Source organism: Spongisporangium articulatum (assembly GCF_044465595.1).
Classification (GTDB): Bacteria; Actinomycetota; Actinomycetes; order Actinomycetales; family Kineosporiaceae; genus Spongisporangium; species Spongisporangium articulatum.
Genome location: NZ_JBITLV010000005.1, coordinates 237,472 through 263,669 on the forward strand (window position 1 = coordinate 237,472; position 26,198 = coordinate 263,669).

27 protein-coding genes are annotated in these 26,198 nt (G+C 72.4%); 20 read left to right on the forward strand and 7 right to left on the reverse strand.

All coding sequences use genetic code 11. The features are described 5' to 3' along the window. Positions 1-50: 50 nt before the first annotated feature. Together ACIB24_RS16165 and ngg are read left to right on the forward strand one after the other, a co-directional pair. On the forward strand, positions 51-1,835 hold the full coding sequence (locus tag ACIB24_RS16165) for an N-acetylglutaminylglutamine amidotransferase (protein ID WP_398282476.1): 1,785 nt from the start codon (positions 51-53) through the stop codon (positions 1,833-1,835). Next, on the forward strand, positions 1,822-3,651 hold the full coding sequence (ngg, locus tag ACIB24_RS16170) for an N-acetylglutaminylglutamine synthetase (protein ID WP_398282478.1): 1,830 nt from the start codon (positions 1,822-1,824) through the stop codon (positions 3,649-3,651). Before ACIB24_RS16165 ends, ngg begins: the two co-directional genes overlap by 14 nt. Positions 3,652-3,678: 27 nt before the next feature. Here ngg and ACIB24_RS16175 read toward each other — a convergent pair whose 3' ends face one another. Continuing rightward, positions 3,679-3,942, reverse strand: a complete 264-nt coding sequence (locus ACIB24_RS16175; RefSeq protein ID WP_398282480.1) for a metal-sensitive transcriptional regulator — start codon at positions 3,940-3,942, stop codon at positions 3,679-3,681. A gap of 80 nt (positions 3,943-4,022) precedes the next feature. Here ACIB24_RS16175 and ACIB24_RS16180 point away from each other — a divergent pair, with 80 nt between their 5' ends. Genes ACIB24_RS16180 through ACIB24_RS16195 form a run of 4 tightly spaced genes read left to right on the forward strand, consistent with a single transcriptional unit; the run spans position 4,023 to position 7,550 of the window. Further along, entirely contained in the window at positions 4,023-4,193 is a 171-nt protein-coding gene (locus ACIB24_RS16180; RefSeq protein WP_398282482.1) for a hypothetical protein, read from the forward strand. Beyond that, entirely contained in the window at positions 4,190-5,854 is a 1,665-nt protein-coding gene (locus tag ACIB24_RS16185) for an FAD-dependent oxidoreductase (RefSeq protein ID WP_398282484.1), read from the forward strand. Before ACIB24_RS16180 ends, ACIB24_RS16185 begins: the two co-directional genes overlap by 4 nt. Before the next feature lie 57 nt (positions 5,855-5,911). Continuing rightward, positions 5,912-6,325, forward strand: a complete 414-nt coding sequence (locus ACIB24_RS16190; protein WP_398282486.1) for a pyridoxamine 5'-phosphate oxidase family protein — start codon at positions 5,912-5,914, stop codon at positions 6,323-6,325. A gap of 43 nt (positions 6,326-6,368) precedes the next feature. Continuing rightward, a complete protein-coding gene (locus ACIB24_RS16195; protein ID WP_398282488.1) occupies positions 6,369-7,550 on the forward strand; it encodes an osmoprotectant NAGGN system M42 family peptidase in 1,182 nt (393 codons plus the stop codon). A 61-nt stretch (positions 7,551-7,611) separates the two neighbouring features. On the opposite strand, the gene ACIB24_RS16200 is transcribed toward ACIB24_RS16195, so the two are convergent. Then, on the reverse strand, positions 7,612-8,796 hold the full coding sequence (locus tag ACIB24_RS16200; protein WP_398282490.1) for an AI-2E family transporter: 1,185 nt from the start codon (positions 8,794-8,796) through the stop codon (positions 7,612-7,614). A gap of 116 nt (positions 8,797-8,912) precedes the next feature. On the opposite strand from ACIB24_RS16200, the gene ACIB24_RS16205 reads away from it, so the two are divergent. Further along, entirely contained in the window at positions 8,913-9,221 is a 309-nt protein-coding gene (locus ACIB24_RS16205) for a hypothetical protein (RefSeq protein WP_398282492.1), read from the forward strand. 3 nt (positions 9,222-9,224) lie between these two features. On the opposite strand, the gene ACIB24_RS16210 is transcribed toward ACIB24_RS16205, so the two are convergent. Next, positions 9,225-10,460 (reverse strand): cystathionine gamma-synthase, encoded by a 1,236-nt coding sequence (locus ACIB24_RS16210; RefSeq protein ID WP_398282494.1) that lies wholly within the window; start codon positions 10,458-10,460, stop codon positions 9,225-9,227. 112 nt (positions 10,461-10,572) lie between these two features. Continuing rightward, positions 10,573-10,704: a hypothetical protein gene (locus ACIB24_RS16215; protein ID WP_398282496.1), complete on the reverse strand. Its 132-nt coding sequence runs from the start codon at positions 10,702-10,704 to the stop codon at positions 10,573-10,575. Between the two features lie 137 nt (positions 10,705-10,841). Here ACIB24_RS16215 and yczR point away from each other — a divergent pair, with 137 nt between their 5' ends. Together yczR and msrA are read left to right on the forward strand one after the other, a co-directional pair. Continuing rightward, positions 10,842-12,290: a MocR-like transcription factor YczR gene (yczR, locus tag ACIB24_RS16220; RefSeq protein ID WP_398282498.1), complete on the forward strand. Its 1,449-nt coding sequence runs from the start codon at positions 10,842-10,844 to the stop codon at positions 12,288-12,290. Between the two features lie 69 nt (positions 12,291-12,359). Beyond that, complete coding sequence (gene msrA / locus ACIB24_RS16225) at positions 12,360-13,031, forward strand: peptide-methionine (S)-S-oxide reductase MsrA (protein WP_398282500.1); 672 nt, start codon at positions 12,360-12,362, stop codon at positions 13,029-13,031. Between the two features lie 71 nt (positions 13,032-13,102). On the opposite strand, the gene ACIB24_RS16230 is transcribed toward msrA, so the two are convergent. Continuing rightward, on the reverse strand, positions 13,103-13,921 hold the full coding sequence (locus tag ACIB24_RS16230) for a hypothetical protein (RefSeq protein WP_398282502.1): 819 nt from the start codon (positions 13,919-13,921) through the stop codon (positions 13,103-13,105). Then, a complete protein-coding gene (locus ACIB24_RS16235) occupies positions 13,918-14,685 on the reverse strand; it encodes a MerR family transcriptional regulator (RefSeq protein ID WP_398282880.1) in 768 nt (255 codons plus the stop codon). The genes ACIB24_RS16230 and ACIB24_RS16235 overlap by 4 nt, the downstream gene beginning before the upstream one ends. 73 nt (positions 14,686-14,758) lie before the next feature. Here ACIB24_RS16235 and ACIB24_RS16240 point away from each other — a divergent pair, with 73 nt between their 5' ends. Next, positions 14,759-15,100 (forward strand): putative quinol monooxygenase, encoded by a 342-nt coding sequence (locus ACIB24_RS16240; RefSeq protein ID WP_398282503.1) that lies wholly within the window; start codon positions 14,759-14,761, stop codon positions 15,098-15,100. Positions 15,101-15,192: 92 nt separating this feature from the next. After that, positions 15,193-15,810 carry a hypothetical protein gene (locus ACIB24_RS16245; protein ID WP_398282505.1) on the forward strand — a complete coding sequence of 206 codons (618 nt, stop codon included), beginning with the start codon at positions 15,193-15,195 and terminating at the stop codon, positions 15,808-15,810. A 1-nt stretch (position 15,811) separates the two neighbouring features. Here the strand turns inward: ACIB24_RS16245 and ACIB24_RS16250 are convergent, their stop codons facing one another. Continuing rightward, positions 15,812-16,084 (reverse strand): DUF7218 family protein, encoded by a 273-nt coding sequence (locus tag ACIB24_RS16250; RefSeq protein WP_398282507.1) that lies wholly within the window; start codon positions 16,082-16,084, stop codon positions 15,812-15,814. A 93-nt stretch (positions 16,085-16,177) separates the two neighbouring features. On the opposite strand from ACIB24_RS16250, the gene ACIB24_RS16255 reads away from it, so the two are divergent. The 9 genes from ACIB24_RS16255 to ACIB24_RS16295 all read left to right on the forward strand — a co-directional run bounded on the left by ACIB24_RS16255 (position 16,178) and on the right by ACIB24_RS16295 (position 26,170). Further along, the gene (locus ACIB24_RS16255; protein WP_398282509.1) at positions 16,178-17,650 is read left to right on the forward strand and encodes a hypothetical protein; all 1,473 of its coding nucleotides are present in this window, start codon (positions 16,178-16,180) and stop codon (positions 17,648-17,650) included. Positions 17,651-17,720: 70 nt separating this feature from the next. Further along, positions 17,721-18,632 (forward strand): sucrase ferredoxin, encoded by a 912-nt coding sequence (locus tag ACIB24_RS16260; RefSeq protein ID WP_398282511.1) that lies wholly within the window; start codon positions 17,721-17,723, stop codon positions 18,630-18,632. 55 nt (positions 18,633-18,687) lie between these two features. Further along, positions 18,688-18,945 carry a type II toxin-antitoxin system VapB family antitoxin gene (locus tag ACIB24_RS16265; RefSeq protein WP_398282513.1) on the forward strand — a complete coding sequence of 86 codons (258 nt, stop codon included), beginning with the start codon at positions 18,688-18,690 and terminating at the stop codon, positions 18,943-18,945. A gap of 11 nt (positions 18,946-18,956) precedes the next feature. Next, complete coding sequence (locus ACIB24_RS16270; RefSeq protein WP_398282515.1) at positions 18,957-19,373, forward strand: TA system VapC family ribonuclease toxin; 417 nt, start codon at positions 18,957-18,959, stop codon at positions 19,371-19,373. Positions 19,374-19,422: 49 nt separating this feature from the next. Next, the gene (locus ACIB24_RS16275; protein WP_398282517.1) at positions 19,423-20,856 is read left to right on the forward strand and encodes a magnesium chelatase; all 1,434 of its coding nucleotides are present in this window, start codon (positions 19,423-19,425) and stop codon (positions 20,854-20,856) included. A gap of 25 nt (positions 20,857-20,881) precedes the next feature. After that, positions 20,882-21,838, forward strand: coding sequence for a 5,10-methylenetetrahydrofolate reductase (locus ACIB24_RS16280; protein ID WP_398282519.1), 957 nt, complete (start codon positions 20,882-20,884; stop codon positions 21,836-21,838). A gap of 39 nt (positions 21,839-21,877) precedes the next feature. Beyond that, the gene (locus tag ACIB24_RS16285) at positions 21,878-23,341 is read left to right on the forward strand and encodes an FG-GAP repeat protein (protein ID WP_398282521.1); all 1,464 of its coding nucleotides are present in this window, start codon (positions 21,878-21,880) and stop codon (positions 23,339-23,341) included. Positions 23,342-23,348: 7 nt separating this feature from the next. Beyond that, positions 23,349-24,647, forward strand: coding sequence for a hypothetical protein (locus tag ACIB24_RS16290; RefSeq protein WP_398282523.1), 1,299 nt, complete (start codon positions 23,349-23,351; stop codon positions 24,645-24,647). 5 nt (positions 24,648-24,652) lie between these two features. Beyond that, the gene (locus tag ACIB24_RS16295) at positions 24,653-26,170 is read left to right on the forward strand and encodes an FG-GAP repeat protein (RefSeq protein ID WP_398282525.1); all 1,518 of its coding nucleotides are present in this window, start codon (positions 24,653-24,655) and stop codon (positions 26,168-26,170) included. The last annotated feature ends 28 nt before the right edge of the window (positions 26,171-26,198 follow it).

Consider the following 26,198-nt stretch of genomic DNA (forward strand, 5'->3'; position numbering starts at 1 on the left):
GCGCCTCGCCGACGGGCAGGTCTCAGGCCCCTCTGGCAGGATTCATGGTCATGTGCGGACTAGCTGGAGAGGTCCGTCTGGACGGTTCACGCGCCGATGTCGCCGCTGTGGAACGCATGGCGGACACGATGAACGACCGCGGCCCCGACGACGGGGGCGCCTGGTCACAGGGACGGGTGGCGCTCGCTCACCGGCGGCTGAGGATCATCGATCTGTCGGCGGCCAGCGGGCAGCCGATCGTCGACTCGGCCGCGGGTGTGACCGGAGTGTTCAACGGCTGCATCTACAACTACCAGGAGGTCCGGGCGGAGCTGGCCGCCCTGGGCCACCGGTTCTTCTCCACCGGTGACAGCGAGGTCGTGGTCAAGGCCTACGTCGAGTGGGGGGACGACTTCGTCGACCACCTGATCGGGATGTTCGCGATCGCCCTGGTCGAGCGCGACTCGGGTCGCGTCGTCCTGGCCCGCGACCGGCTGGGCATCAAGCCGCTCTACCTGGCCGAGACGCCGACCGCCGTCCGGTTCGCCAGCACCCTGCCCGCGCTGCTGGCCGGTGGTGACGTCGACACCTCGATCGACCGGGTGGCGCTGGCCCACTACCTGAGCTTCCACTCGATCGTGCCGCCGCCGCGCACGATCCTGACCGGGGTGCGCAAGCTGCCCCCGGCCACGGTCCGGGTCTACGAGCCCGGCGGCGAGGTGCGCGAGCGGACGTACTGGTCGCCCTCCTTCGAGCGGAACCCGGCCCACGCCGGCTGGACCGAGAAGGACTGGCAGGACGCACTTCTCGAATCGCTCACCACCGCGGTGCAGCGGCGGATGGTGGCCGACGTGCCGGTCGGCGTCCTGCTCTCGGGCGGGCTCGACTCCAGCCTGGTCGTGGCATTGCTGGCCAACCAGGGCCAGACCGGCCTGGCCACGTTCTCGATCGGGTTCGACGCCGTCGGTGGCCGCTCGGGCGACGAGTTCTCGTACTCCGACCTGGTCGCGCAGCGGTTCGGCACCGACCACCACCAGATCAAGGTCAACGCCCGCGACCTGGTCGAGCCGTTGGAGTCGTGCGTACACGCGATGGCCGAGCCGATGGTCAGCCACGACTGCGTCGCGTTCTACCTGCTCAGCGAGGCCGTCGCGAAGCACCTGAAGGTCGTCCAGTCGGGGCAGGGGGCCGACGAGATCCTCGGCGGCTACCACTGGTACCCACCGATGGCCTCGGCGGCGCCGGACGCGGCCGTCGACACGTACGGTCGGGCGTTCTTCGACCGGGACGCCGCCGGGCTGGCCGAGGTGCTCAACCCCGCCTGGGTCGCGGCGGGCGACCCGGCCCGCGAGTTCGTGACCGCCCACTTCGCCCGGCCCGGCGCGGGTTCCGCGATCGACGCGGCGCTGCGCATCGACACCACGGTGATGCTGACCGACGACCCCGTGAAGCGGGTCGACAACATGACGATGGCGCACGGGCTGGAGGCCCGGGTGCCGTTCCTGGACCACGAGTTCGTCGAGCTGGCCGCGAGCTGCCCCGCCGAGCTGAAACTGGCCCAGGGTGGAAAGGGCGTGCTGAAGGAGATCGGCCGCCGGGTGCTGCCCTGGGAGGTGATCGACCGGCCCAAGGGGTACTTCCCGGTGCCGGGCCTCACCCACCTCGAGGGCAAGCTGCTCGACCGGGTCCGGGACGCGCTCAGCGACCCGGCCGCCCGGGCCCGCGACCTGTACCGGCGTGAGTACGTCGACACCCTGCTCGCCGACCCGAACGCCGAGCTGACCCCGCTGCAGGGGAACAAGCTGTGGCAGCTCGGCCTCCTGGAGATGTGGCTGCAGACCCATGGAATCCACTGATACGGAAGAGAATCCGACCGCCGGCGCCGGTCGCGTACCGAGACGCCGGGAGCGGGTCGGTCCGGGAGGCGACCCGGTGGTGACCACCGACGACGGGGGACGGCCGGCGGAGGGGGCGGGCGTCGTCCTCGACTGCGGGTGGGGGCGACTGGTCTTCGGCCAGACGTTCGCCGACCCGAGCGACGCGGCGGACGTCCTGCGGGACGAGATGGAGGGCTCCCGGGACATCTGCATGTACCTGGAGGACCCGCACGTCCTCGTCTCCCGCCGCCCCGACGAGCTGTTCATCGACCCCTCGCTGACCTACCGGCTGGCGCTGCCCCTGGCCGCCGACCCCGACGACGGCGAGGTGCCGGGCCTGACCATCCGGCTGCTGCGCGACGAGGCCGACGCCGAGGTCGTGAACGGCATCTACGCGCGTAACGGCATGGTCACCGCACCCGTGGACGTGCTGGTCGAGAACGCCGCGACGCCCGAATTCGTGCACCTGGTGGCCGAACTCGCCGGCGGGCAACTGGTCGGCACGATCACCGGGGTCGACCACGTCGCGGTCTTCGCGGCCGGCGGCGCCCCGGTCGAGCAGGCCGACGACGGGTCGTCGCTGTGGTGCCTGACCGTCGACCCGAACCTGGCCCCGCCCGGTACCGGACAGGCCCTGCTGCTCGATCTGGCGCACCGCCTCGCCGACCGGGGCCGTCGGTGGCTCGACCTGTCGGTGCTGGCCGACAACACCGGCGCCATCCGGCTGTACGAGCGGCTCGGCTTCGAACGTACGCCGACGCTCTGCGTGAAGCGCAAGAACCCCATCAACGAGCGCCTTTTCGTGGCCTCGCTGCCCGAGGGCTACGAGTCGCTGAACCCCTACGCCACGATCATCGCCGACGAGGCCATGCGGCGCGGCATCCGGGTCGAGGTGATCGACCCGGTCAACGGCGAGCTACGCCTGACCCACGCGGGCCGCTCGATCGTCACCGTGGAGTCCCTGTCCGAGTTGACCACGGCCGTGGCCATGTTCCGCTGCGACGACAAGCGGATCACCCGACGCATTCTCGCGGCGGCGGGGCTGCGGGTGCCGCGGGCCCGCGACGCGAGCGGCGACGAGGACGACGCGCGGTTCCTGGCCGAGGTGGGCACCGTGGTGGTGAAACCCACGAGAGGTGAACAGGGGCAAGGCATCACAGTCGGCGTCAGCGACCCGGTCCGGTTGTCCGACGCGGTGGCCGAGGCGCGCCGGTACAGCTCGGAGGTCCTGATCGAGGAGCTGGCCCCGGGCGACGACCTGCGGGTGATCGTCATCGATCACCAGGTGGTGGCCGCGGCGGTGCGGCGCCCGGCGTCCGTCACCGGCGACGGCGTGCACACGGTCGAGGAGCTGATCGAACGGCAGAGCCGGCGCCGCGAGGCCGCCACCGGCGGTGAGTCCAGCATCCCGCTCGACGCCAACACCCGGGACGTGGTGCGCGACGCCGGGCACGAACTCGAGGAGGTGCTGCCCGAGGGTGAGGTGCTCGCCGTGCGGCGCACCGCCAACCTGCACACGGGCGGCACCATCCACGACGTCACGGCGCACCTGCACCCGGTGCTGGCCGACGCCTGCATCCGGGCCAGCGAGGCCCTGAACATCCCGGTCACCGGGCTCGACCTGATGGTTCCCGTGCCCGACGGGCCCGACTACGTCTTCATCGAGGCCAACGAGCGGCCGGGGCTGGCCAACCACGAACCGCAGCCCACCGCCGAGCGTTTCGTCGACCTGCTGTTCCCGGGCACCAGTGCCCCGCCGAAGCTCTGGACGCCGGGCGGCGCCACCGGCGGCTGAGTCGCCGCGGTCGCCGCGGTCGCCGCCTCAGGCCAGAGCCAGGAAGAGCTTCTCCAGCTTCCCCACGTCGAGCGCCGCCTCCCCCTCCTCCTGGGTGAGGCACTCCTTCATGCCGGCGGCGACCAGACCGAACCCGGCCCGGTCGAGCGCCTTGCTCACCGCCGCGAGCTGCGTGACGACGTCCTCGCAGTCGCGCCCCTCCTCGACCATCCGGATGACCCCGGCCAGTTGCCCGTGCGCACGGCGCAGCCGGGCGAGCACGGGGCGGGTCGCTTCGTCAGGCAGCTGCATGACTTGAAGATACCCCCTGGGGTATGTGATCCTCAAGGTGCCGCGATACCCAGGGGGGTATCCGAAAGGAGGTTCAAACCATGTGTCGAGCCGTCACCTGCCGCCGCTGCGGGAAGACCACCTGGGCCGGGTGCGGGCAGCACGTCGACGCCGTGATGCGCAACGTCCCGGCGTCGCAGCGGTGCACCTGCGAGCGCAACGCGCCGTCGCCGTCCCGAGACCGCTCACCGCTCAAGTGGTTCCGGCGATGAGTTCGCAACCGCGCACCGTGATCGTCGTGGGCGGCGTGGCCGCCGGCATGTCGGCCGCCACCCGCCTGCGCCGGGACGACGAGTCCCTGCGGATCGTGGTCCTGGAACGCGGGCCCGCGGTCTCCTTCGCCAACTGCGGCCTGCCCTACTACGTCGGCGAGGTCATCTCCGACCGCGAGGCTCTCCTGCTCCAGACGCCGGAGAGCCTGCACGCCCGGTTCGCCCTCGACGTGCGTGTCCGGCACGAAGTGGTGGCGCTCGACCCGGTCGGGCAGACCGTGACGGTGCGCGACCTGGAGCACGGCACGTCTGCGGTCGAGCGGTACGACGACCTGATCCTGGCCACCGGCGCGGACCCGGTCCGGCCGCCCCTGCCCGGCGCCGAGCGGGCCTACACCCTGCGCGACCTGGACGACGTGGACGCCCTGGTCGCGGCGCTCGCGCCGGGCCACGACGGGACGGCGCCGCGCACGGCCGTCATCGTCGGCGGGGGTTTCGTGGGCCTCGAGTTGGCCGAGAACCTTCACCAGCGAGGGCTTTCCGTAACGGTGGTGGAGGCGGCTCCCCAGCTGCTGGCCCCGCTTGACCCCGAGATGGCGGCGCCCGTCCAGGCCCGTCTGGAGTCGCACGGGGTGGCGGTGCGCGTCGGGACGGCCCTGGACAAGATCGGCGACGACGACGTCGTCCTGAGCGACGGCAGCACGCTCGGCGCCGACGTCGTGATCCTGGCCGTCGGGGTGAGCCCGAACTCGGGTGTCGCCCGGGCGGCGGGGCTGGCGCTGGGGCCGAACGGGTGCGTGCTCGTGGACGCCCGGCAGTGCACCAGCGCGCCGCGCGTCTACGCCGTCGGCGACGTCGCCTGCAAGCAGGACGTCGTGACGGGAGGGGCGACGTCCGTCCCGCTGGCCCAGACCGCCAACCGGCACGGTCGCCTCGTGGCGGACGTGATCACCGGACGCTCGACGGCGGCGACCCCCGTCCTGGGCACGGCCGTGGTCGGGCTGTTCGGGATGACGGTGGCCTCGACCGGGTGGAACGAGAAGCGCCTGCGGGCCGCCGGCCGGCCGTACCGCGCCATCCACACGCACCCGAGCGACCACGCCGGCTACTACCCGGGCGCGGAACCCATGTCGCTGAAGCTGCTGGTCGACGCGGACAATGACGCCATCCTCGGCGCGCAGGCCGTCGGCGGCCGCGGGGTGGACAAGCGCATCGACGTGATCGCCACGGCGATGCGCGGCGGCCTGCGGGCCTCCCAGCTCGCCGATCTTGAGCTCGCCTACGCCCCTCAGTACGGCTCGGCCAAGGACCCGGTCAACATGCTCGGGATGATCGCCGACAACCTGGCGGCCGGCAGCGAGTGCACCCTGCAGTGGCACGAGCTCGAGTCCGAACTGGCCTCCGGGGCCGAGCTGCTCGACGTCCGGACGGCGGCCGAGCACGCCGCGGGGGGCATTCCGGGGGCGCGCAACGTGCCGCTGGACGAACTGCGCGGCCGGCTCGACGAGCTGCCGCGCCGGCGTCTCGTGGTGCACTGCGCGGTCGGGCAACGGGGCCACGTGGCCGCGCGACTCCTGCGCCAGCACGGCTTCGACGCGGTCAACCTCGACGGCGGGTACCGCACCTGGCAGGCCGGACAGGCGGCGCGGCGCACGGCCTGAGGGCGTCGGGACCATCGGCCCTACACCGCCGGGCCCCCACCGCGACAGGCTCAGGTCATGGAAGAGCTGAGCGTGAGCACGTGCTGGCACCTGATGTGCACGGTCGAGGTCGGCCGGCTGGCCTTCGGGGTCGGCGACCGGATCGAGATCTTCCCGGTCAACTTCGCGATCGACGGGGAGTCGGTGCTGTTCCGCACCGCGGAGGGCACCAAGCTGGCCGCGACCGTGCTGGACCACGAGGTGGCCCTGGAGACCGACGCCTACGACGACCTGTCCGGGCGGGCCTGGAGCGTCGTCGTCCACGGGCGGGCCAGCGAGGTCACCGACCCCGACGAGCTGGAGGACCTGGCCACCCTGCCGCTCTACCCGTGGTCGTCGACGGAGAAGAACCGGTTCGTCCGGATCACGCCGTTGGAGGTCAGCGGCCGGCGGTTCCGGGTCACCGAAACACACGCACCGCTCATCGGCTGACCGCGCCCTGCCGCCGCCCGGCCCGGCCGGTACGGTGCCGGACATGGTCGCCTCCCCCCGTCTCCTGCCCATCGATATGGAGTACCTGCAGCAGGTCCTGGTCGAGCTGCTCGAGATCCCCAGCCCGTCCGGGCGGACGGACCACGTGCAGCAGTACGTCGGGGAGCGGCTCGACGCGCTCGGGGTGCCGTTCAGCGTGACCCGGCGCGGAGCGATCAACGCGCGCCTCGCCGGCCCGCGCGACGACGGCGCGGACCGGGCGGTCGTCGTCCACACGGACACGATCGGTTGCCTGGTGAAGTCGTTGAAGCCCAACGGCCGGCTGGAGCTGACGCCGGTCGGAACGCACAGCGCCCGGTTCTCCGAGGGCGCGCACGTGTGGATCTTCACCGACGAGCTCGACCGGGTGATCACCGGTCAGGTGCTGCCGCTGAAGGCCAGCGGTCACCGGTACAACGACGGCGTCGACCTGCAGGGCGTCGGCTGGGGCCTGGTCGAGGCCCGGGTCGACGAGGACGTCACGGACGCGGCGGGGCTGCGCAAGCTCGGCATCGACGTCGGCGACTTCGTGGCCCTGCTGCCCTCGCCCCAGGTGACGCCGTCGGGGTACGTGAAGTCACGGCACCTGGACGACAAGGCCGGGGTGGCCGCCGTGCTGGCCGCGTTCAAGGCGGTGATCGACGCCGGGATCACCCCGCCCGTCACCGCGCACCTGCTGGTCACGACGACCGAGGAGGTCGGGCACGGCGCCAGCCACGGGCTCGACCAGGACGTCGCCGAGATCGTCTCCGTCGACGCGGCGGTCTGCGCGCCCGGGCAGCAGTCGGACGAGCGGGCCGCGACCGTCGCGATGGGCGACGGGACCGGGCCGTTCGACTACCACCTGACCCGCAAGCTGGCCGGCCTGGCCGCGGAGCACGGGGTCGACGTCCGGCGCGACGTGTTCGACTTCTACCGCTCCGACGTGGCCGCCGCGCTGGAGGCCGGGGTGCACGCGCGCGTGGCGCTGCTCGGGTTCGGGGTGGACGCGACCCACGGGCACGAGCGCACCCACCTGACGGGCCTGCACAACCTGGCCCAGCTGGTGTCGTTGTACCTGCAGAGCGAGCTGGTCTTCCCCGAGTGGGACGCCGAACCCGAGGGCGAGCTGGCCGACTTCCCGTCGTTAGCCGTCCAGCCGGCCACGGAGGAGGGGCCCAGCGACGGCCCCATAGGCCTCGACTGACATTGTTCGTGATCATGGAAGAAAATTGGCGACTCGTACGGGCCGCCAATTTCTTCCATGATCACGAACTGCTGACGGGCTCGGCCTCGGGGGCCTCACCGTCGGGGATGTCGGCCAGCGGGCCGACCTCCTCGTCGTCGGGTTCGACTTCGCCCGACCCCTCGCCGTCGTCCCCGAGCAGGTAGCGGGTCACCGAGTTGACGACCGCCAGCAGCGGGACGGCGAACAGCGCACCCACGATGCCTGCGAGCAGGACCCCCGCGCCGATCACCAGGATCACGGCCAGCGGGTGCAGCTGCACGGCCCGGCCGAGCAGGAAGGGCTGCAGCAGGTGGGCCTCGACCTGCTGCACGAGGATGACGACGCCGAGCATGATGACGGCCTTCACGACCCCGACCGCGACGAGGGCGACCAGCACGGCCACGGCCCCGCTGACCAGGGCCCCGACGATCGGCACGAACGCGGCCAGGAACACCAGCACCCCGAGCGGCACGGCCAGCGGCACTCCGATGATCGCGGCCCCGACGCCCACGCCGACGCCGTCCACGAGCGCCACCACGAGGGTCGCGCGGATGAACGCGGTGAGCGTCGCCCACGCGCGCAGCGCCGCACCGGTGACCCGGGGCCGGTTGGCCGGCGGGAACATCCCGACCAGGAACTCCCAGATCTGGCGCCCGCCGGAGAGGAAGAAGTACGAGGAGAAGAGCACCAGGAAGAACCCGGTGGCCACGTGCCCGGCGGTCGACGTGACCTGCAGGGCCCCGCTGACCAGCGTGCTGCTGTTGCCCTGCAGGGCGTTCGAGAACTGGTCCGTGTAGGCGCTGATCTGGTCGGCCGTCAGGTGCAGGGGGCTGTCCGCCAGTCGCTGCTGCAGGTCGGTCAGGCCGGCCGCGGCCTGTTTCTGCAGGTTGGGGAACCCGGTGGCGATCTGCTGGCCGATGAGGGTCATCAGGCCGGCGATGATGGCCAGGGTGATCACGATCGTTCCCACGGCCGCCGTGGTGTTGCGCCACTGCGGGGCGTCGTCGCCGCCGGCCAGCCGCTCGTGGATCGGCTTGACCAGGGCGACGATCAACAGAGCGATCAGCACCGGGACGACGAGCACCTGGAAGATCGTGAAACCGCGCCCGAACAGGTAGAGCATGATCCCCACGAGCAGGAGCCGCCACGACCAGGCGGCGGTCGCACGCAGCAGCCACGGCACCCGGACGGGTCGTTCCGCGGAGACTTCACTGCCGGTCGTCACGGACTCATGCTCCCCTGGTTATCGATTCCGGGCATGTGCTCACGACCCGGCCTAGCCGTATGATCCACGCCAGGTCACCCTGACCACGCAGCACACCACGGAGCAAGGAGGCCCCGGTGTCCACCGAGACCCAGCTGAGCGCACGCCCCGCCACGTGGAAGAAGGCGCGCAACTACAAGATCGCGGCCGTGGTGGCCACCGTCGTGACCGCGCTGTTCCTGATGGTCCAGGTCCTGGCGGTCCCGCTCACCGGGGGTATCGGCGTGTTGCTGGCCTGGCTTGCGGCCCGCAACGGTGCGGATCGCACCCAGATGCTGGTGCTGGGGCTCGTCTGCGGGATCCCGGCCCTGTTCATGCTGATCATCCTGGCGCTGATCGTCCCGGCCCTCCCCCACCTGACCTTCAACGGCGTCAGCCTCGCCTGAGTTCTAGTCCAGCGCCTGGGCCAGGTCGGCGAGCAGGTCGGGCGCGTCCTCCAGGCCCACGGACAGCCGGATCAGGTCGTCCGGCACCTCGAGGGCCGTACCGGCGACCGACCCGTGCGTCATCTGGCCCGGGTGCTCGATCAGTGACTCGACCCCGCCCAGCGACTCGGCCAGCGTGAACAGCCGGGTCCGCTTGCAGACGGCGAGCGCCTCCTCGATGCCACCCCGCACCCGGAACGAGACCATCCCGCCGAACCGGCGCATCTGCGCGGCCGCCGCGGCGTGGCCCGGGTGCGAGGACAGGCCCGGGTAGAGCACCGACGCCACCCGCGGATGCTCGGCCAGCATGGCCACGACCTGCTCGGCGTTGTCGCAGTGCCGCTCCATCCGGACGGCCAGGGTCTTCAGCCCGCGCTGCACGAGCCAGGCGTCGAACGGGCCGGCCACGGCACCCATCGCGTTCTGGTGGAAGCCGATCCGCTCGGCGACGGACGCGCCGACCGCACCCACGCCGTCCATCCAGGGCGCCTCGACGCCGGGCGCGACGACGAGGGCGCCGCCGACCACGTCGGAGTGGCCTCCGCAGTACTTCGTGGTCGAGTGGACGACGACGTCCGCCCCCAGCGCGAGCGGCTGCTGCAGGTACGGGGTCGCGAAGGTGTTGTCCACGACCAGGAGGGCACCGGCGGAGTGCGCGATGTCGGCCAGGGCGGCGATGTCGGCCACGGACAGCAGCGGGTTGGTCGGGGTCTCGACCCAGATCAACTTCGTGGCCCCCGGCCGGACGGCGGCCCGCACCGCGTCGAGGTCGGTCAGGTGGGCGGGGCTGTGCTCGACGCCCCACGGCCCGGCGACCCGGGCGATGAGGCGGAACGTGCCACCGTAGGCGTCGTCCGGCACGACGATGTGGTCCCCCGGCCGCAGCAGGGCCCGGAGCAGGGTGTCCTCCGCGGCCAGCCCCGAGGCGAACGCGAAGGCGCGGGTCGCACCCGCGGGCCCGGCGCCGTCCACCTGCTTCTGCTCGAGGGCCGCCAGGCACTCCTCCAGCGCGGTGCGCGTCGGGTTCGCCGAACGCGAGTACTCGTAGCCGATGCCGAGGCCGGTGCGCAGGCCGCCGACGCCGTCCTGGGCGTAGGTGGAGGTCTGGTAGATCGGTGTGATCACCGCGCCGGTCGCCGGGTCGGGTTCACTGCCGGCGTGGATGGCGCGGGTGGAGAAGCCGACTGGATCGGTGCTCATGCTCCTGAGCCTATGCCCGCTGGGCGAGGACAAAAATCAGGAGCCCGGCCCGTCGGGTGTCGATCGGGCCGGGCTCAGCGGTAAGGGTCGTCGGTACCGGGACTTCCGAGAGTCACGCGCGGGTGTTCGGGAGCGTCGGGTACCAGTGGTCCCGCTCAGCGGAGCTGAGCTTGCGGGAGTCGGCGCCGAAGAACGGCGCGAGCGCTGCGATTGCCAGGATGAAGAGGATCAATGCGATAGCCATGACTCCATCCTAGTGACTTTGGCATTGCCATCCATAGCCAATTAGCGGACACTGGCCTGGTGGCCGCCCTCATTGGACCCTTCGAAGACCCGAACAAGAGGCCAATTCGCCCTCAGAGCCGCATTGGCACCCGCGAATTGGTCCCTTTGCTGGGCGAGTGGCGCACGGCCGGCTCCGGGGTGCCGGGCTACCGGGCCCTCGCCGACCGCCTGCGCCTGCTGGTCCTCGAGGGCCGGCTGCCCGTCGGCACGGTGCTGCCCTCGGAGCGCACCCTGGCCACCGCCCTCGACACGAGCCGCACCACCACGACCTCGGCCTACCGGCAGCTGCGCGAGGAGGGGTTCGCGGTCGGCTCGCAGGGCGCCGGCACGTGGACGACGCTGCCCGCCTCCGACCCCGACGTCGTCACCCCGACGTGGCCGATCAACTCGGACGGCGAACCCGGCCCGGGCGGGGGCCGCGGCGACTTCTCGTCGGCGGCCACCGAGGCGCCGCCCCAGCTGTACGTCGCCTACCAGGCCGCGCTCGCCGAGATGCCGCGCTACCTGCCCGGCAACGGGTACGTGACCAGCGGCCTGCCGGTGCTGCGCGAGCGCATCGCCGCGCGGTACACCGAGCGCGGGCTGCCCACCACGGCCGACCAGATCCTGATCACCAACGGCGCCCTGCAGGCCCTGCACCTCGTGCTCGACGTCGTGGCCCAGCGCGGCGACCGGGTGCTCGTGGAGCACCCGACCTACCCGGCGGCCGCCGAGGCGATCAAGGCCCGCGGCGGGCGGCCGGTGCCGTTCCCGGTCGAGACCGGGTGGGACGTCGACCGCGCGCGCACCCTGCTGCGCCAGACCGGCGCCCAGCTCGCCTACCTGATGCTCGACTTCCACAACCCGACCGGGGCGTTGCTGGACGCGGCCGGACGGCGCCGGCTGGGTGCCGTGCTCGCCGAGACCGGGTGCACGGCGATCGTCGACGAGACGATGGTCGACCTCGACCTGCGGGAAGCCCTGCACGGGCGGCCGTTCGAGACGCCGCGGCCGATGGCCTCGTACGTGTCGAGCGAGCAGGTGATCTGCCTCGGCTCGGCGTCGAAGACGCTGTGGGGCGGCCTGCGGATCGGCTGGATCCGGGCGTCGAAACCGTTGATCCGGCGCCTGGCCATGGCCCGCTCGAACGCCGACCTCGGGTCGCCGGTGCTCGAGCAGCTGGCCTGTGCCCACCTGATCGACAACCTGGAGCCGGTGGTGACGGCCCGGCGCCTCGAGCTGGCCCGGCGCTGCCTGGCCCTGCGCGACGCGCTGGCCTCGGCCCTGCCCGAGTGGGACGTCCCCCTGCCCGACGGCGGCATGTCCCTGTGGGCGCACCTGCCCGAGCCCCGCTCGACCCAGGTCGCGGCGTCGGCCCGCGCGCTCGGCGTCCGGCTGGCTCCCGGCCCGCACTTCGGGCTGGACGGCGCGTTCGAGTCGCGGCTGCGGCTGCCGTTCGCGCGGCCCGTCGAGGACCTGCTGCCGATGGTCGGGTTGCTCGCGCGGGCGTGGGGTTCGACGGGCGGGCTGGACCTGGTGGACGACGACGAGCTCACCACCGTCTGATTCCCGCCGGGAACGTCCGGGTCACCTGCGTGGTTGACGAGGGCGTAACCAGTTAGGGAGGTAGTGAGAATGCTGTTCGGCAGTGCGATGAAGACGACGATGGTGGCTCCGGAGAGGGCCCTGCGGGGTCGTTCTTCGCGGGAGTACGCGGTGCCGCAGACCCATGCGGTGCTCGGTACCCCGTTGGCCGGCCCGTGGCCCGAGGGCACCGAGGTGCTGTACGTCGCGATGGGCTGTTTCTGGGGCGCCGAGAAGGCGTTCTGGTCGGTGCCGGGCGTCGTGACGACGGCCGTCGGGTACCAGGGCGGGTTCACCGCCAACCCGACGTACGAGGAGACGTGCACCGGTCTGACCGGGCACACGGAGACGGTTCTCGTGGCCTACGACCCGTCCGTGGTGACGGCGGCGGACCTGATGAAGGTCTTCTGGGAGCACCACGACCCGACCCAGGGCTTCCGGCAGGGCAACGACCTCGGCACCCAGTACCGCTCGGCCGTGTTCTGGACGACGGACGAGCAGAAGGCCGCCTACGAGGCGACCCGGGCCGCGTTCCAGGACGAGCTGACCCGGTACCGGTACGGGTCGATCACGACCGAGGGGCGCCCGGCCTCCGAGGCCGGAGAGTTCTTCTACGCCGAGGGTTATCACCAGCAGTACCTGTACAAGGTGCCGAACGGGTACTGCCCCGACCACGGCACGGGCGTCTCGTGCCCGGTCGGCCTGGGCGTGCGGGCCGAGTAGTCCCCGACATCCGATCCGAAGCGGTTCGGCCCCTGTTGGTGGGGTCGAACCGCTTCGGATCACACGGGGTACTAGAGGCCGATGAGCGCCACCGCGCGCCCGTAGCGCTCAGCCTCGTCCCCCACGTCCAGCCCAGGGGTGCCGGACAGGACGCGATCGTTCGTGGTGGCCATGCGGAACAACAGGGCACGGGCAACGGCCGCTACCGGTACGTCCAGGGTTTCCAGCAGCGACGCAGGAGCCGCGTGCCAACACAGCGCGTCCGCGACGACGACGCCCTCGGCGTACGCGGGCGGTCGCCAGTAGGGCGAGATATCGATGATGGCCGGAGGCATCCCGACGGCGAAGAGGACGTTCCCGGTCAGGTCGCCATGCACGAGCTGCGATCGTCCCAGGGGCGCCAGGGCCGGGCGCAACCGCCGAACCAAGTCGTCGAACTCCGGGCGGAAGCCTGCGTCGGCCTCACCCCACGCCACCCGGTCGGCACGCGCCCAGGAATCCTCGCGTGATGCGAGGAACCCGGGACGCTCGACGTGTCCGACGGCCCGGTGAAAGGCGCGGGCCGCGGCCAGGATCGCGGACCAGGTCGTCCCGTCGGAGAAGTCGGGTTCGTGGCCCTCGACCCGATGCGTGGCCGACCATCCCGCACAGGTCCAGGCGCCGGTGCGAGTGCGAGCCGGCGCGGCGAGTCGGAAGCCGTCCGGCACGACGTCCGCGAACGCTTCGGCGAGCCATGCGTGCGTCGGGCCCTGGACGGGCTTGAAGACCAGGTCACCCGCAGCCCAGGAACTGCCCTGGCCACCAGGTAGTCGCCGTGCGGGCCCGGCGGCACCGAAGGCGTCCAGCACGGCCGGCGACGGGTGGGCGGACGGCATCTTGCGCCCGCTCATGGCCGCCGACGTTCGATCATCGTCCAGCCGGTCCAGCCACGATCCTCGAGGAGTTCCAGGAGTCGCGGGGCGCACGGGAACGACTCGAGGAACGCGGCGTCGAGCAGGTCGATCAGGTCCGGGTCGAGCGGTCGGTGGGTCTCGACGTCGGCCGCCGCGGCGCTCGCCGTCTCGAGGAAAGCGGCCACCCGGTCGGCGATCTCGTCCATCCGCGGATCGTCGGGGGCGACGTCGACCGCCTCCTCCAGTTCGTGGAAGAACGCCCGGACCACCTCGTCCTCGATCTGCTGCCGCTTCACGGCCATGAGTTCGGGCACCAGGTCCGGGACCGCCGCCGAGATGAGGATCCAGCTGTCCCGCTCGACATCGACGAACCGCTCCCGGAAACCGAGCTCGCGCAGCCGTTCGAAGTAGGCGACGGCCTCGGGGGCGAGCGCCAGGCTGTCGCCGGCCGCCAGCTGGGCGATGCGTTCGCGGTGCTGCTGCCGGTCGTCGATCTCCTGCCGCAGGCGCCGGTCGATGTCGTGGACGGCGGCGGCGAAGTCGGCTGGGTCGGCGTCCAGCAGCTCCTCCACGCGCGACAGCGGCACGCCGGCCTCGGCCAGCGTGCGGATCCGGATCAGCTCGACGACGGCCGCCGCGCCGTAGCGGCGGTACCCGGAGTGGTCGCGTTCCGGCTCGGGCAGCAGCCCCTTGGCGTGGTAGTGCCGGACGGCGCGCACCGTGACTCCGGCGTAGGACGCCAGCTGGCCGATGGTGAGCATCATGAGAAGACTGTCGGACCCTGACGCTGCGTCAAGGTCAAGCCCCGAGGACGGTCGGGCCTAGGCTGGCGAGGTGTTGTTGCAGCGGATCGAACTGGCGGCCTCCCCCGGGCAGGCGGCCGGTCTCGAGTCCGCGCTGATCGAGGTCCGCCAGCGGGTGTTCTCCTCGCCCGGCTTCCGTGGGTTCACGGTGCGCCAGGGCGTCGAGCGACCGGACGTGTACCTGGTCGACGTCCTGTGGGAGACCCCGGACGAGCTGCTGGAGCACGGCGAGTCGGGCCGGTTCGACCGTTGCTGGGCGCCGGCGCAGCCGTTCCTCGCCAGGCCGCCGCGGGTGGACCACTTCACCGAGAAGCCCGCACTCGACCTGCACGGCCCCGGCGTGATCACCGACCTGGCCTGGCTGGGCGACTGACACCGCTAACGGGGCATTTCCGGGCCCTCCCAGCGACTCAGAACTACCCCGATCCGGGCCCACCCGCGACCGCTCGCTGACATGCTGCCCCGATGACCGACCTGGGGGAACCGGCCGTCCGGTCCGACCGGCGCCCACGGCCTTTCGCGATCGCCACCGGCACCGTCGTGCTGGCGGCCGCGCTCGGGCAGCTCGCACCGGGCGGCTACATCGCCTGGCGGTGGGCGTTCGGACACGGATACGCCGACCTGGCCCTCGCGGGAGTCCTGGCGATCCCCGCGGTCGGGCTCCGGAAGACGGCACGCTGGTGGACGACGTCCCTCAAGGTCGTCGGGCTCACCCTGTCCGGTCTCGCGCTGGTGTTCGGCCTCTACGGCGCCCTGTGCCTGTCATGGCTCGGCGGGCACTTCCACCTGGCCCGTACGTCGCCGGCCCCCCACCGGCCGTACACGCTGCGCGTCTACGAGGGCGACTACGTGCTGGACCAGGTGTGGCAGCTGTCGATCCGCAGCGGGTCCGGACCGACCTCCCGCGAATGGGTGTTCGGCTGCCTGCTCGGCGACGACGCCTACAACGCGTTCACCTCGGCCGAATGGCTGGACGCCGGGCACATCGTGGTCATGACCAGCGACCCGACCCGGCGCCACGTCGTCACCGTCGACGGGAACGGGCACCCGCACGGCCGCGTCGGCACATACGGCGGGTGCTGAGTCAGCTGTTGCGCAGGGCCTTCACGAGCTCGGACTTGCTCATCGACGACCGACCGGACACCCCGATCTCGGCGGCCCGCGAGCGCAGCTCCTTCACGGTCCACTCGTCGTAGGCCGGCGAGTGGCCGCCCTTCGCGCCGACCGCCTTGCGGGACGTGTTCGCCGCGGCGTTCGCGATGCGGGCGGACTTCTGCTTGCTGTTGCCCTCGTCGCGCAGCTTCTCGTAGAGCTCCGGGTCCTTCACGCTGGGCCCCGGCGTCTTCCGACTCGGCATGGCCAACCTCCATGGCTCGACGACGTACCAGGTCACCGGTGTATCGCCGCTCAACCGGCACCGCATGTTCACCCGGCCGGTTACATTCGGTAGATGCAGCGACACCTTGTGCGACAGCGTTGTCGGCGCGGCAGCCTGGTCGCGGCCGCGACCATCGGGCTGACGACGATCGCCGCGGGACAGGCCGTCGCGTTCGACCGGATCACCGCGGTCGGCCTGCCCGGGATCGGCGGCGGCGAGGTGCACACCCGTGAGCAGGGCGGGTTCCGGCAGACGCTGACCCGCGCCGCCTTCCCCGGGCTCCAGCAGCGCAGCAACACCGCCTTCGGCGCCGCGGTGGCGATCGGCGACCTGGACGGCAACGGCGAGATGGACGTGGCGGTCGGCGACCCGAACACGAGCGCCTCGGGCCAGGACGGCGAGGTCGACCTCTTCTTCCAGGAGAACGCCCGGTTCCCGGCCACGTCGTTCCAGGTGGTCCGCCCGGACGGCACGGCCCACGACCGGTTCGGCGCCGCCGTCGCCCTCAGTCGCCGCGGTGACGAGTACGGCCCGGTCACCGACCTCTGGGTCGGGGCCCCCGGTACCGACGTGGACGGCGTCCCGGACGCCGGGGCGGTCTACCACTACATCGTCACGCAGGTCGAGAACGACCAGCCGACGGTCGTTCTCGCGCAGACCCTGACCCAGGACACGACCGAGGTCGGCGGCGTGCTGGAGCCGGACGACCGGTTCGGCAGCGTGCTGGCCCCGGCCACCAGCGGGGTCGTCGTGGGCGTGCCCGACGAGGACATCGGCACCGCGACCGACGCGGGGGCGATGCAGCGCATCCGGATCGACCCGGACACCGGGGACCTGCTGACCGGCCAGATCTTCAACCAGGACATCAAGGGTGTGCCCGGTAAGGCCGAGGCGGGTGACCGGTTCGGCGCGGCTGTTTCGGAGGACGGCCTGCTGGTCGGCATCCCCGGCGAGGACGTGACCGCTCCCGACGGCAGCACCCTCGAGAACGCCGGCGCCGTACAGACCTTCACGGCGAACAACGGCCTGAGCAACATGCTGAAGCCTCTGCACTACCGCACCCAGGACAGCCCGGACCAGCCCGGCAAGGCCGAGGCGGGCGACCAGTTCGGGGCTGCGGTGGCCACCGGCATCTACGACTGCGACGAGGTCACCCTGGCCGCCGTGGGCGCCCCCGGCGAGGACCTCGGTTCACGCACCAACGCCGGGGCCGTAACCCTCTTCCGGGCCGGTGACGGCGGCCCCCCGTGCTCCACCCGCATGCTGTGGCAGGGGCACGGCCTGACCGGCCGGGCCGAGCCGGGCGACCGCACGGGCGCGACGCTGGGCACGATGAACGGTGACCCGGAGGCCGAGGAGAACCGGCACGACCTCCTCGCGGTCGGCGTCCCGGGTGAGGACATCGAGGCCAAGGGCGTCGTCGACACCGGCCGGGTCATGACGTGGTACCTGGAAACGTCGTCGGCGTACGGGCTGCCGGACGGGACGGGCGACGACGAGCCGGGCGCCCGCTACGGCACCGTGCTCGGGCTGGAGACCTCCTGACCGAACGGCTCGACCGACGGTGAGGCCGCCCCCGCACGCCCCCGCACCATCGGTCTGATGCACTACTCCCGTGACCTTCGCCGAACCCGCGCCCACCTGCAGCGCCCTGTCGGCCGCAGCCGGTGAGCCGCTGGCCGGCAGCGCGCCGGTCCGCCGGGCCTGGGCGCTGGTCGAGCACCCGGGCCCGTGGGGTCGCGACGCCCTCCTCGACTCCCCCTGGCCGGACGGCGAGGGCGCCCGGCTGGAGCCGCTCGCCGACAGCTCGGGGGTCAAGGTGCTGCTCGCCCGCCGGCACCGCACGCGCCCGGCGGACGGCGTCCCGCCCGAGCCGTGGGTGACCCTCGCCCACGTGGGCCCGCAGGGCTGGGTCGTGGGCGCGCGGGTGCCGCTGCCCGAGCTGGAGAAGCTGCCGCTGGACGACGTCGCGGCCGGACGGCGGCCCGTGGGCTGGTCGGACGTCCCCGGCGTGTGGGGGGTCTGCACGCACGGCGTCCGCGACCAGTGCTGCGCCCGGCTGGGGCGCCCCGTGGCCGCGACCCTGAACGACCTCGATCCCGAGAACACCTGGGAGATAAGTCATTCCGGTGGGCACCGGATGGCCGGGGTGGTGCTGGCGCTGCCCGAGGGACAGGTCTACGGCCGGGTCGAGGGCCGGCACGTCGTGGGCCTGGCGGCGGCCCGGGCGTCGGGCGAGGTGCTGCCCGAGCTGCTGCGCGGTTCGTCCTGGCTGGGCGAGCCCGAGCAGGCGGCGGACGTCGCGCTGCGGCTCTTCCTCGGCACCGCCGGGCGCGAACTGCGGGCCACGACCTGGGAGTCGAGCGAGACGCTCGGCGACGCAACCGTTCTCACCCGCTGGACGTCGTCCACCGGGGCCTGGGTCGTCCCGGTGCGCCGGGAGGCGCTGCCCGAGCGGCCGGGCTCGTGCGGCAAGGCCCCCGAGCCGGCGTCCGCATGGTTCGCCGGCCCTCCGACCCGACCCTGAACCCATCACGGTCATCACTGGTCATACCGGCATACCGCCTCGTATGCTCGTATGCATGCGCACCACGATGAACCTGCCGGACAGCCTGATGGCGCAGGTCAAGCAGCGGGCCAGCTCTGAGGGGCGCACCGTCACGAGCGTGGTCGAGGCGGCTCTGCGCAGTTATCTGGAGGAGTACGTGGCCCGAGCGGAGGGTCTGGCCGATCTCCCGGTCGCCGGCGACCCCGGCGACCGACCACTCGTCGACCTGGAAGACCAGGACCTGCTGAAGCACTACGCCTACAGCGAGGGCGACGAGCGGCACCTGCAGTGATCCTTCTCGACGTGAACGTGCTGGTGTACGCGGTCCGCGCCGAGATGCCTGAGCACACCGCGGTCCGGTCGTGGCTGACTCAAGCGATCCGCGACCGTGAGCCCCTGGCGGTTTGCGAGACGGTTCTGAGCGGCCTGGTCCGGGTGGCGACGAACCCACGGATCTTCCAGAAACCGCAGTCCGCCAGGGTCTTCGACTTCGTGGACGTGCTTCGCGCCGCCCGTACGGTGCACTTCCTCGCTCCCGACGACGCCACGTGGGCCCGGCTACGGGGCCTGTGCGAAACCGATGCAGCTCTCCGTGGAAGTCAGGTCACGGATGCCTTCCTGGCCGCCCTGGCGATCTCGCACGGGGCCCGGCTGGCCACCCGTGACCGGGGTATGGCCCGCTTCGACGGCCTGCGCTTCTTCGACCCGATCGCCACCTGAAGAGCCACCCGAGGTGCGCGGGCGTGATCGCGCGACGTACGGTCGTTCAGTGAGCGAACCCACCTCCGCGAACCTCACCCATCCCTGGCCCGAGAACCTCCCGACGACGCTCGGCGCCCTGCGCGCCTCCGGTCACCGGCACCGCAGCGTGAAGGCGGAGATCCGGGAGAACCTGCTGGAGCTGATGCGGGCCGGCAAGCCGCGCTTCCCCGGCATCGTCGGGTTCGACGAGACCGTGCTGCCCGACCTGGAGCGGGCCCTGCTGGCCGGGCACGACGTCGTCCTGCTCGGCGAGCGCGGGCAGGGCAAGACCCGGCTGATCCGCACGCTGGTCGGCCTGCTCGACGAGTGGACGCCGGTGATCTCCGGGGCCGAACTGCACGAGCACCCGTACGCGCCGATCACCCCGGGCCAGCAGCGTCGGGCGGCCGAGCTCGGGGACGACCTGCCGGTGGCCTGGGTCCACCGGGAGCAGCGCTACGCCGAGAAGCTGGCCACGCCCGACACCAGCGTCGGTGACCTGATCGGCGACGTCGACCCGATGAAGGTGGCCGCGGGTCGCACGCTGGGCGATCCGGAGACCATCCACTTCGGGCTGGTGCCGCGCATGCACCGCGGCATCGTGGCCGTCAACGAGCTGCCCGACCTGGCCGAACGCATCCAGGTCGCCCTGCTGAACGTGCTGGAGGAGCGCGACGTCCAGGTGCGCGGCTACGTGCTGCGGCTCGACCTCGACATCCTGCTGCTGGCCAGCGCCAACCCCGAGGACTACACGAACCGCGGCCGGATCATCACCCCGCTGAAGGACCGGTTCGGCGCCGAGATCCGCACGCACTACCCGATCGACCTGGAGCTCGAGGTCGACCTGGTCCGGCAGGAGGCGGCGACCGTGGCCACGGTCCCCGAGCACCTGCTGGAGGCGTTGGCCCGGTTCACCCGCGCGGTCCGCGAGTCGACGGCCGTCGACCAGCGGTCCGGTGTGTCGGCGCGGTTCTCGATCGCCGCGGCCGAGACCGTGTCGGCCGCGGCGGTGCGCCGGGCAGTGCTGGCCGGGGACGACGACCCCGTGGTCGCGCGGGTCGGCGACACCGAGGCGATCACCGCCACGCTGCGCGGCAAGGTCGAGTTCGAGCAGGACGGCGAGGGGCGCGAGGTCGAGATCCTCGAGCACCTGCTGCGCCGCTCGATCGCCGAGACGTGGCGGTCGCGACTGGGTGGGGTGGACCTGTCGGGGTTGGTGGACGCCGTCGAGGAGGCGGGCGCGGTGGCCACCGGGGAGGGGGTCACCTCGGCCGACCTGCTGTCCCAGCTCGGTTCCGTGCCGGGGCTTTCCGCGATCCTCGAGGCGACCGGTCTGGGCGAGGTCCCCGGCCCGGCCGAGGCGGCGAGCGCGATCGAGTTCGCCCTCGAGGGCCTGCACCTGACCCGGCGGCTGGCCAAGGACGAGCTGGCCGACGGGCGGACGGTGTACGGCGGGGAGTAGGGCCGGCACGCCGTAGGGTGGGGCGGTGGCCGACCGGGGATCCCTGCTGGAGCTGCTGGGCGAAAGGCGCAGCGGTGCGCTGCTTGTGGGCCTCACCCCGCCGCGGCGCAGCACCGCCCCCGAGAAGGTCGCGGAGATCGCGGACCGGACGATGGCCCGGTTGAGGCCGCTCGACCTCGACGGCGTCGTGCTCTACGACATCGACGACGAGAGCGACCGGATCGACACCGAGCGCCCGTTCCCGTACCTGCCGACGCTCGACCCGGCCGTCTTCCGGGACCGCTACTTCTCGGCGCTGCCCCACCCGTCGGTCGTCTACCGCTGCGTCGGCAAGTATGACGAACGTGAGCTCGAGGAGTGGCTCGCCAAGGCCGACGTCGAGCGGACGGCGACGGTGTTCGTCGGGGCCTCGTCCGGGGACAAGCAGGTGCGCACGACGCTGGCCCGGGCCCACGAGCTGCGCCGCGCCGTGGCCCCCGGCCTGCTCACCGGCAGCGTGGTGATCACCGAGCGGTACAAGCGGCGCGGCGACGAGCACGTGCGCATGCTGGCCAAGCAGCGACAGGGCTGCGACTTCTTCGTCTCCCAGGTCGTCTACGACACCGACGCCACCAAGAGCCTGCTGTCCGAATACCACTACCTGTGTCGCGAGGCGGGCGAGGCGCCCCGGCCGGTCGTCTTCACGCTGTCGGTCTGCGGCTCGCTCACCACCCTGGACTTCCTGAAGTGGCTGGGCGTCGACGTGCCCCGCTGGTTCGAGAACACGCTGCGGTTCGAGCCCGACCCGCTCGAACGGTCGTTCGCGCAGAGCCTCACCGGCGCGCGGGAGCTGCGCGACTTCTGCGGGCAGCTCGGCCTGCCCTACGGGTTCAACGTCGAGAGCGTGTCCAGCCGGAGGATCGAGATCGAGGCGGCGATGCGCCTGGCCGGGTGCGTGCGCGAATTGCTGGACGGCGGGCGCCCCGTCGCCGACGCCGAGTAGAGTCCGACGGTCGACCACCTGCCACGGACGGGGACCACCTTGATCGAGGGGCACTGGCGCAAGCTCGTCCTTCTCAGCGCGATGGCGGCCGGTTCGACCGCCGTCGCCGGCGGCGCCTCGGCCGCGCCCCCCGTCGACCACGTGTACATCAGGGCGGCCGTCGGCATCCCGAACAAGGACCGCTTCGGCGCCAACCACGCCGGTGCGGTCGACGTCTACCTGAGCGACGGCACCCACCAGCTGCTGAACGAGTTGAACCTCGGTGTGGTGAACGAGGACGACGCCGACCCCGCGTCCTTCGGCAGCGCCGTGGCCATCACCGACCTCGACCACGACGGCTACAGCGACCTGGTCATCGGCGCGCCGATCCTCCCCTTCGGTGTCGACGCGAGCTTCCTGGCCGGCCACGTCGACCTCGCGTTCGGCACCAGCACGGGCCTCACCGCGGCCCGCGCCGTGAGGCTCGACTCCCCCGGCGACAAGGGCGACCGGTTCGGCGCGGCCGTGGCCGTCACCGGCCGGAACATCGAGAACGGGCCGCTCGACCTGTGGGTCGGAGCGCCGGGCGCCGACGTGGACGGCGTCACGGACGCCGGGGCGGTCTACCACTACGCGGTCGACACCGAGGGTTCCGCGACCCTGGTCTCGAAGATCACCCAGAACACGCCGGGCGTCGGCGGCACCGCGGAGCAGGACGACCGCTTCGGCGAGGTGCTGGCGCCCAGTTCGCTGGGCGTGGTGATCGGCGTCCCGCACGAGGACGTCGGGGCCGCGAAGGACGCGGGCGGCGTCCAGATCCTCACCGTGAACGACGCGGGCACCCTGACCGGCACCAGCCTCGACTACACCCAGGACACACCCGGCGTCCCCGGCACCGCGGAGGCCGGCGACCGGTTCGGGGCGGCGCTGGCCTACGGCGGCACGGCCATCGGCGTACCGGGCGAGGACGTCGGGAAGGCGAAGGACGCCGGGCTGGTCCAGCTGATGTTCGGTGAGGACCACCCGATCGGTCAGGCCCTCACCCAGAACAGCAAGGGCATCCCGGGCACGGCGGAGGCCGGCGACGAGTTCGGCGCCTCCCTCACCGGCGTCTCGACGTGCCTCGACTTCGGCTCGATCGCGATCGGTGCCCCCGGCGAGGGCATCGGCGCGGCCACCGGCGCGGGGTCCGTGACGATCGTCCCGGCCCCGAGCGAGAAGTTCCCCGAGGATTGCCCGGCGACGACCTTCGCCCAGGGCCACGGCGCCCCGGGGGTCTCGGAGAAGGGCGACCGGTTCGGCACCGCCCTCGCGGCCGGATCGCGGGACCCGTCCCCCTCGGACCCCGAGAACTTCGGCACCGGAAAGCCTTTCGTCGGGGTTCCGGGCGAGGACATCGGCACGAGGGACGCCGGTTCGAACACCGGTCGCGCGGTGCAGGGCTCGAGGTCGTACGGCTACCCGGGTGGCGACACGCAGAACCTGGCCTACGGATCGGTACTCGCCACCCCGATGTACACGTGATCGATTCATGACCAGGGCGGGCGGGGGACGACGGGTCCGCGTCGACTCCGCGGTCTCGGCCGCAGTCATGGGCGCGCTGGCCGGGGCGGCGCTCGGCGAAGGCCGGCGCGCCGGGCTCCGGAACGCTGCGCTGGGCGCCGTGGCCCTGGCCGCCGTCGACACGGTGGCGCGGAGGAACCAGCGCCCCCACGAGATCCCCGCCCTGTGGTCGCGAATCGCGGCCAGCGGGGCGTTGGCTGCACCGGTGGGTCGGCTGGCGGGTCGGGCCGGGGGCGACGCCCTGCTGACCGGAACGGCAGCCGGGGCCGCCGCCGGGGCGCTCGGCCTGCGGCCGCAGAAGGTCGCGCTCGGCCCCCTGGTCGGGGCGGCCGTCGGCGCGGTCGGACGACGCCGGGCCTGGTCACCGGCGCTGACCGCCACGGCCGCCGTGGTCGGGTTCCGCACCCTGTCGGCGGCGCTGTTCCGCGACCCGCAGGTGAGCCTGCTGGCCGCGCAGGTCGACGCGGGCGACCTGCCGTTCGTCGTCCCGTTCGAGGCCCGGACCGGGCATGTGGGTGTCGATTTCGTACGCGAGCTGGCCGCGACGCTCGGTGGCGAGTACACCCGGGGCGCGCCCGACGCCGGCATCGTCGCCGACCTCGACGGGCTGGCCGGGCCCGACCTCGACCCGGCGGGCGTCGACCCGCGCATCCGGCACTTCTACGAGCACACGACGCGCTACGTGCTGGACATCGAACCGCGCTGGCAGCCGTGGGTCCTGCCCGGCTACCTGCTCTACCGCGCCCTGCTGGCCCGCCCCCTCGGGCAGGCCAACGTGCCGGTCAACCAGCGCGACGCCCAGCGGGGCGTGCACAGCCGGATCGACACGATCACGGCGCCCGACGACCCGGCCACGATCGCCGTGCGGGGCTGGATCCGCTCCTACGCCGACGACGACGAACCCATCTACGTCGGCGTCTACACGACGTACCGCGACGCGACCGGCGGCACCGAACGCGGTTACGTCAGTGTCGGGTTCCCCGTCCCGCAGGGCAGTTTCACCGCCACCCTCGCCCCGCGCGCCCGCCCCGGCGGTGGGCTGGTCCTGACCAGCCGCAGCCCGGTGCCGCACGCCGGGCACTACCTCTCCTACGTGGACCCGGCGACCCGCGAGCTGACCACGTTGGCCGTGCCCGGGTTCGCCGAGGAGCTCGACGTCTTCATGGACGGCGCCGGTAGGCTCCGCGCCGAGCACGCCTTCTGGCTGTACGGGCTGCCGATTCTCGCGCTGCACTACGACATCCGACCGAAGCCCGACCAGAGGTGAATTCGATGAGGAACCCCGGCGGACGACGTCCCCGCACCGTGTGCGCGCTCGCGACACTGGCGACGACGGTCGCCGTCGCGACGGTGGCCGCCGGCGCACAGGCGGCGGTCCTGCCCGGTGGCGGGCCGAGCGGTCTGCCCCGGCTGACGGCGGTCGGCGTGCCCTACGTCGACGACGGCACCGGCGCGGTCGACGTGTTCTTCGCCGACGGGCGGCGGCAGCGGGTCGGCCCGGTCGAGCTGGGCCTGGTCCCGGCCGGCACCCAGACCTGGTTCGGAAGCTCGGTCGCGACAGCCGATCTCGACAACGACGGCCTGACCGACCTGGTCGTCGGCGCGCAGGGCAACGGGTTGGGCGACGGTGAGGACGAGAACTCCGACACGTGGATCACGCCGCCGGGAACCGACGCGGCGCCAGGCGATTCGGGACGGGCGTGGATCCTGCTGAACAGTGCGGACGGGTTCACCGCCGACGGGGTCGTGAAGCTGGAGGGCCCGAACCGGGTCGGTGACCTGCTCGGGATGTCCGTGGCGGTCGGCACCCGGTACGGGTCGGTCGGGCACGACGTGTGGGTCGGCGCCCCCGGCCTGACCGTCGCCGGCCACCCGGAGGCCGGTGTGCTGTACCGGTTCTCGGTCACCTCCGACGCCACGCCCAGTCTGGCCGACACGATCGACCAGGACAGTCCGCTCGTGCCCGGCGCGGCCGAGCAGGACGACCAGTTCGGTCGCTATCTGGCGCCCGCGGCCAACGGTGTCGTCGTCGGGGTCCCCGAGGAGTCGGTGGGGACGAAGACCCGGGCCGGTGCGGTGTACCGGATGCGCACCGACCGGACGACCGACCACCTGACGCAGGCGCAGGTCTTCACGCAGAACAGCCGCGGCGTGCCGGGAGCGGCCGAGAAGAACGACGAGTTCGGTAGCGCCGTGGCGGCCGATCTCGGCTCGGGGACGGTCGCAGTGGGTGCGCCGGGCGAGAATCTCTCGGACGGGCGCACGGACGCCGGTCTGGTGCAGCTGTTCGGGACGGCCGCCGGACCGAAGGACTCGATCGTCCCGGCCGGCTCCCTCACCCAGGCGAGCCCCGGCGTGCCGGGCAGCGCGGAGGCCTTCGACCGGTTCGGCGCGGCCGTGGCCGTCGGGCCCTTCGCCTGTTCGGGGGTGACCAGTCTGGCTGTCGGCGTGCCCGACGAGGACATCGGCGCGAACCGGGACACCGGCTCGGTCCTGGTCACGAAAGTGCCCGGGGCGAAGGGCTCCTGCCCGACCAAGGCGCTGGCCCAGGCCGCGAACCTGCCCGGGGCTCCCGAGCCCTACGACCTGACCGGGGAGCGGCTGAGCGTCGTTCACGGGGGTTCGACACCGGACCGGCTGCTGATCGCGGCCCCCGGCGAGACCGGGACCGACGGCACGACCGGGCGGGTGCTCGTCTGGCAGGGGTCGAAGGCGGCCACGTCGATCATCCGCCCGATCGCCGACCCGCACATGTCGTTCGGGTTCGCCGTGGCCGTCGACACCGCCTGACAGGAGACCGCCCACTCATCCCGATCGC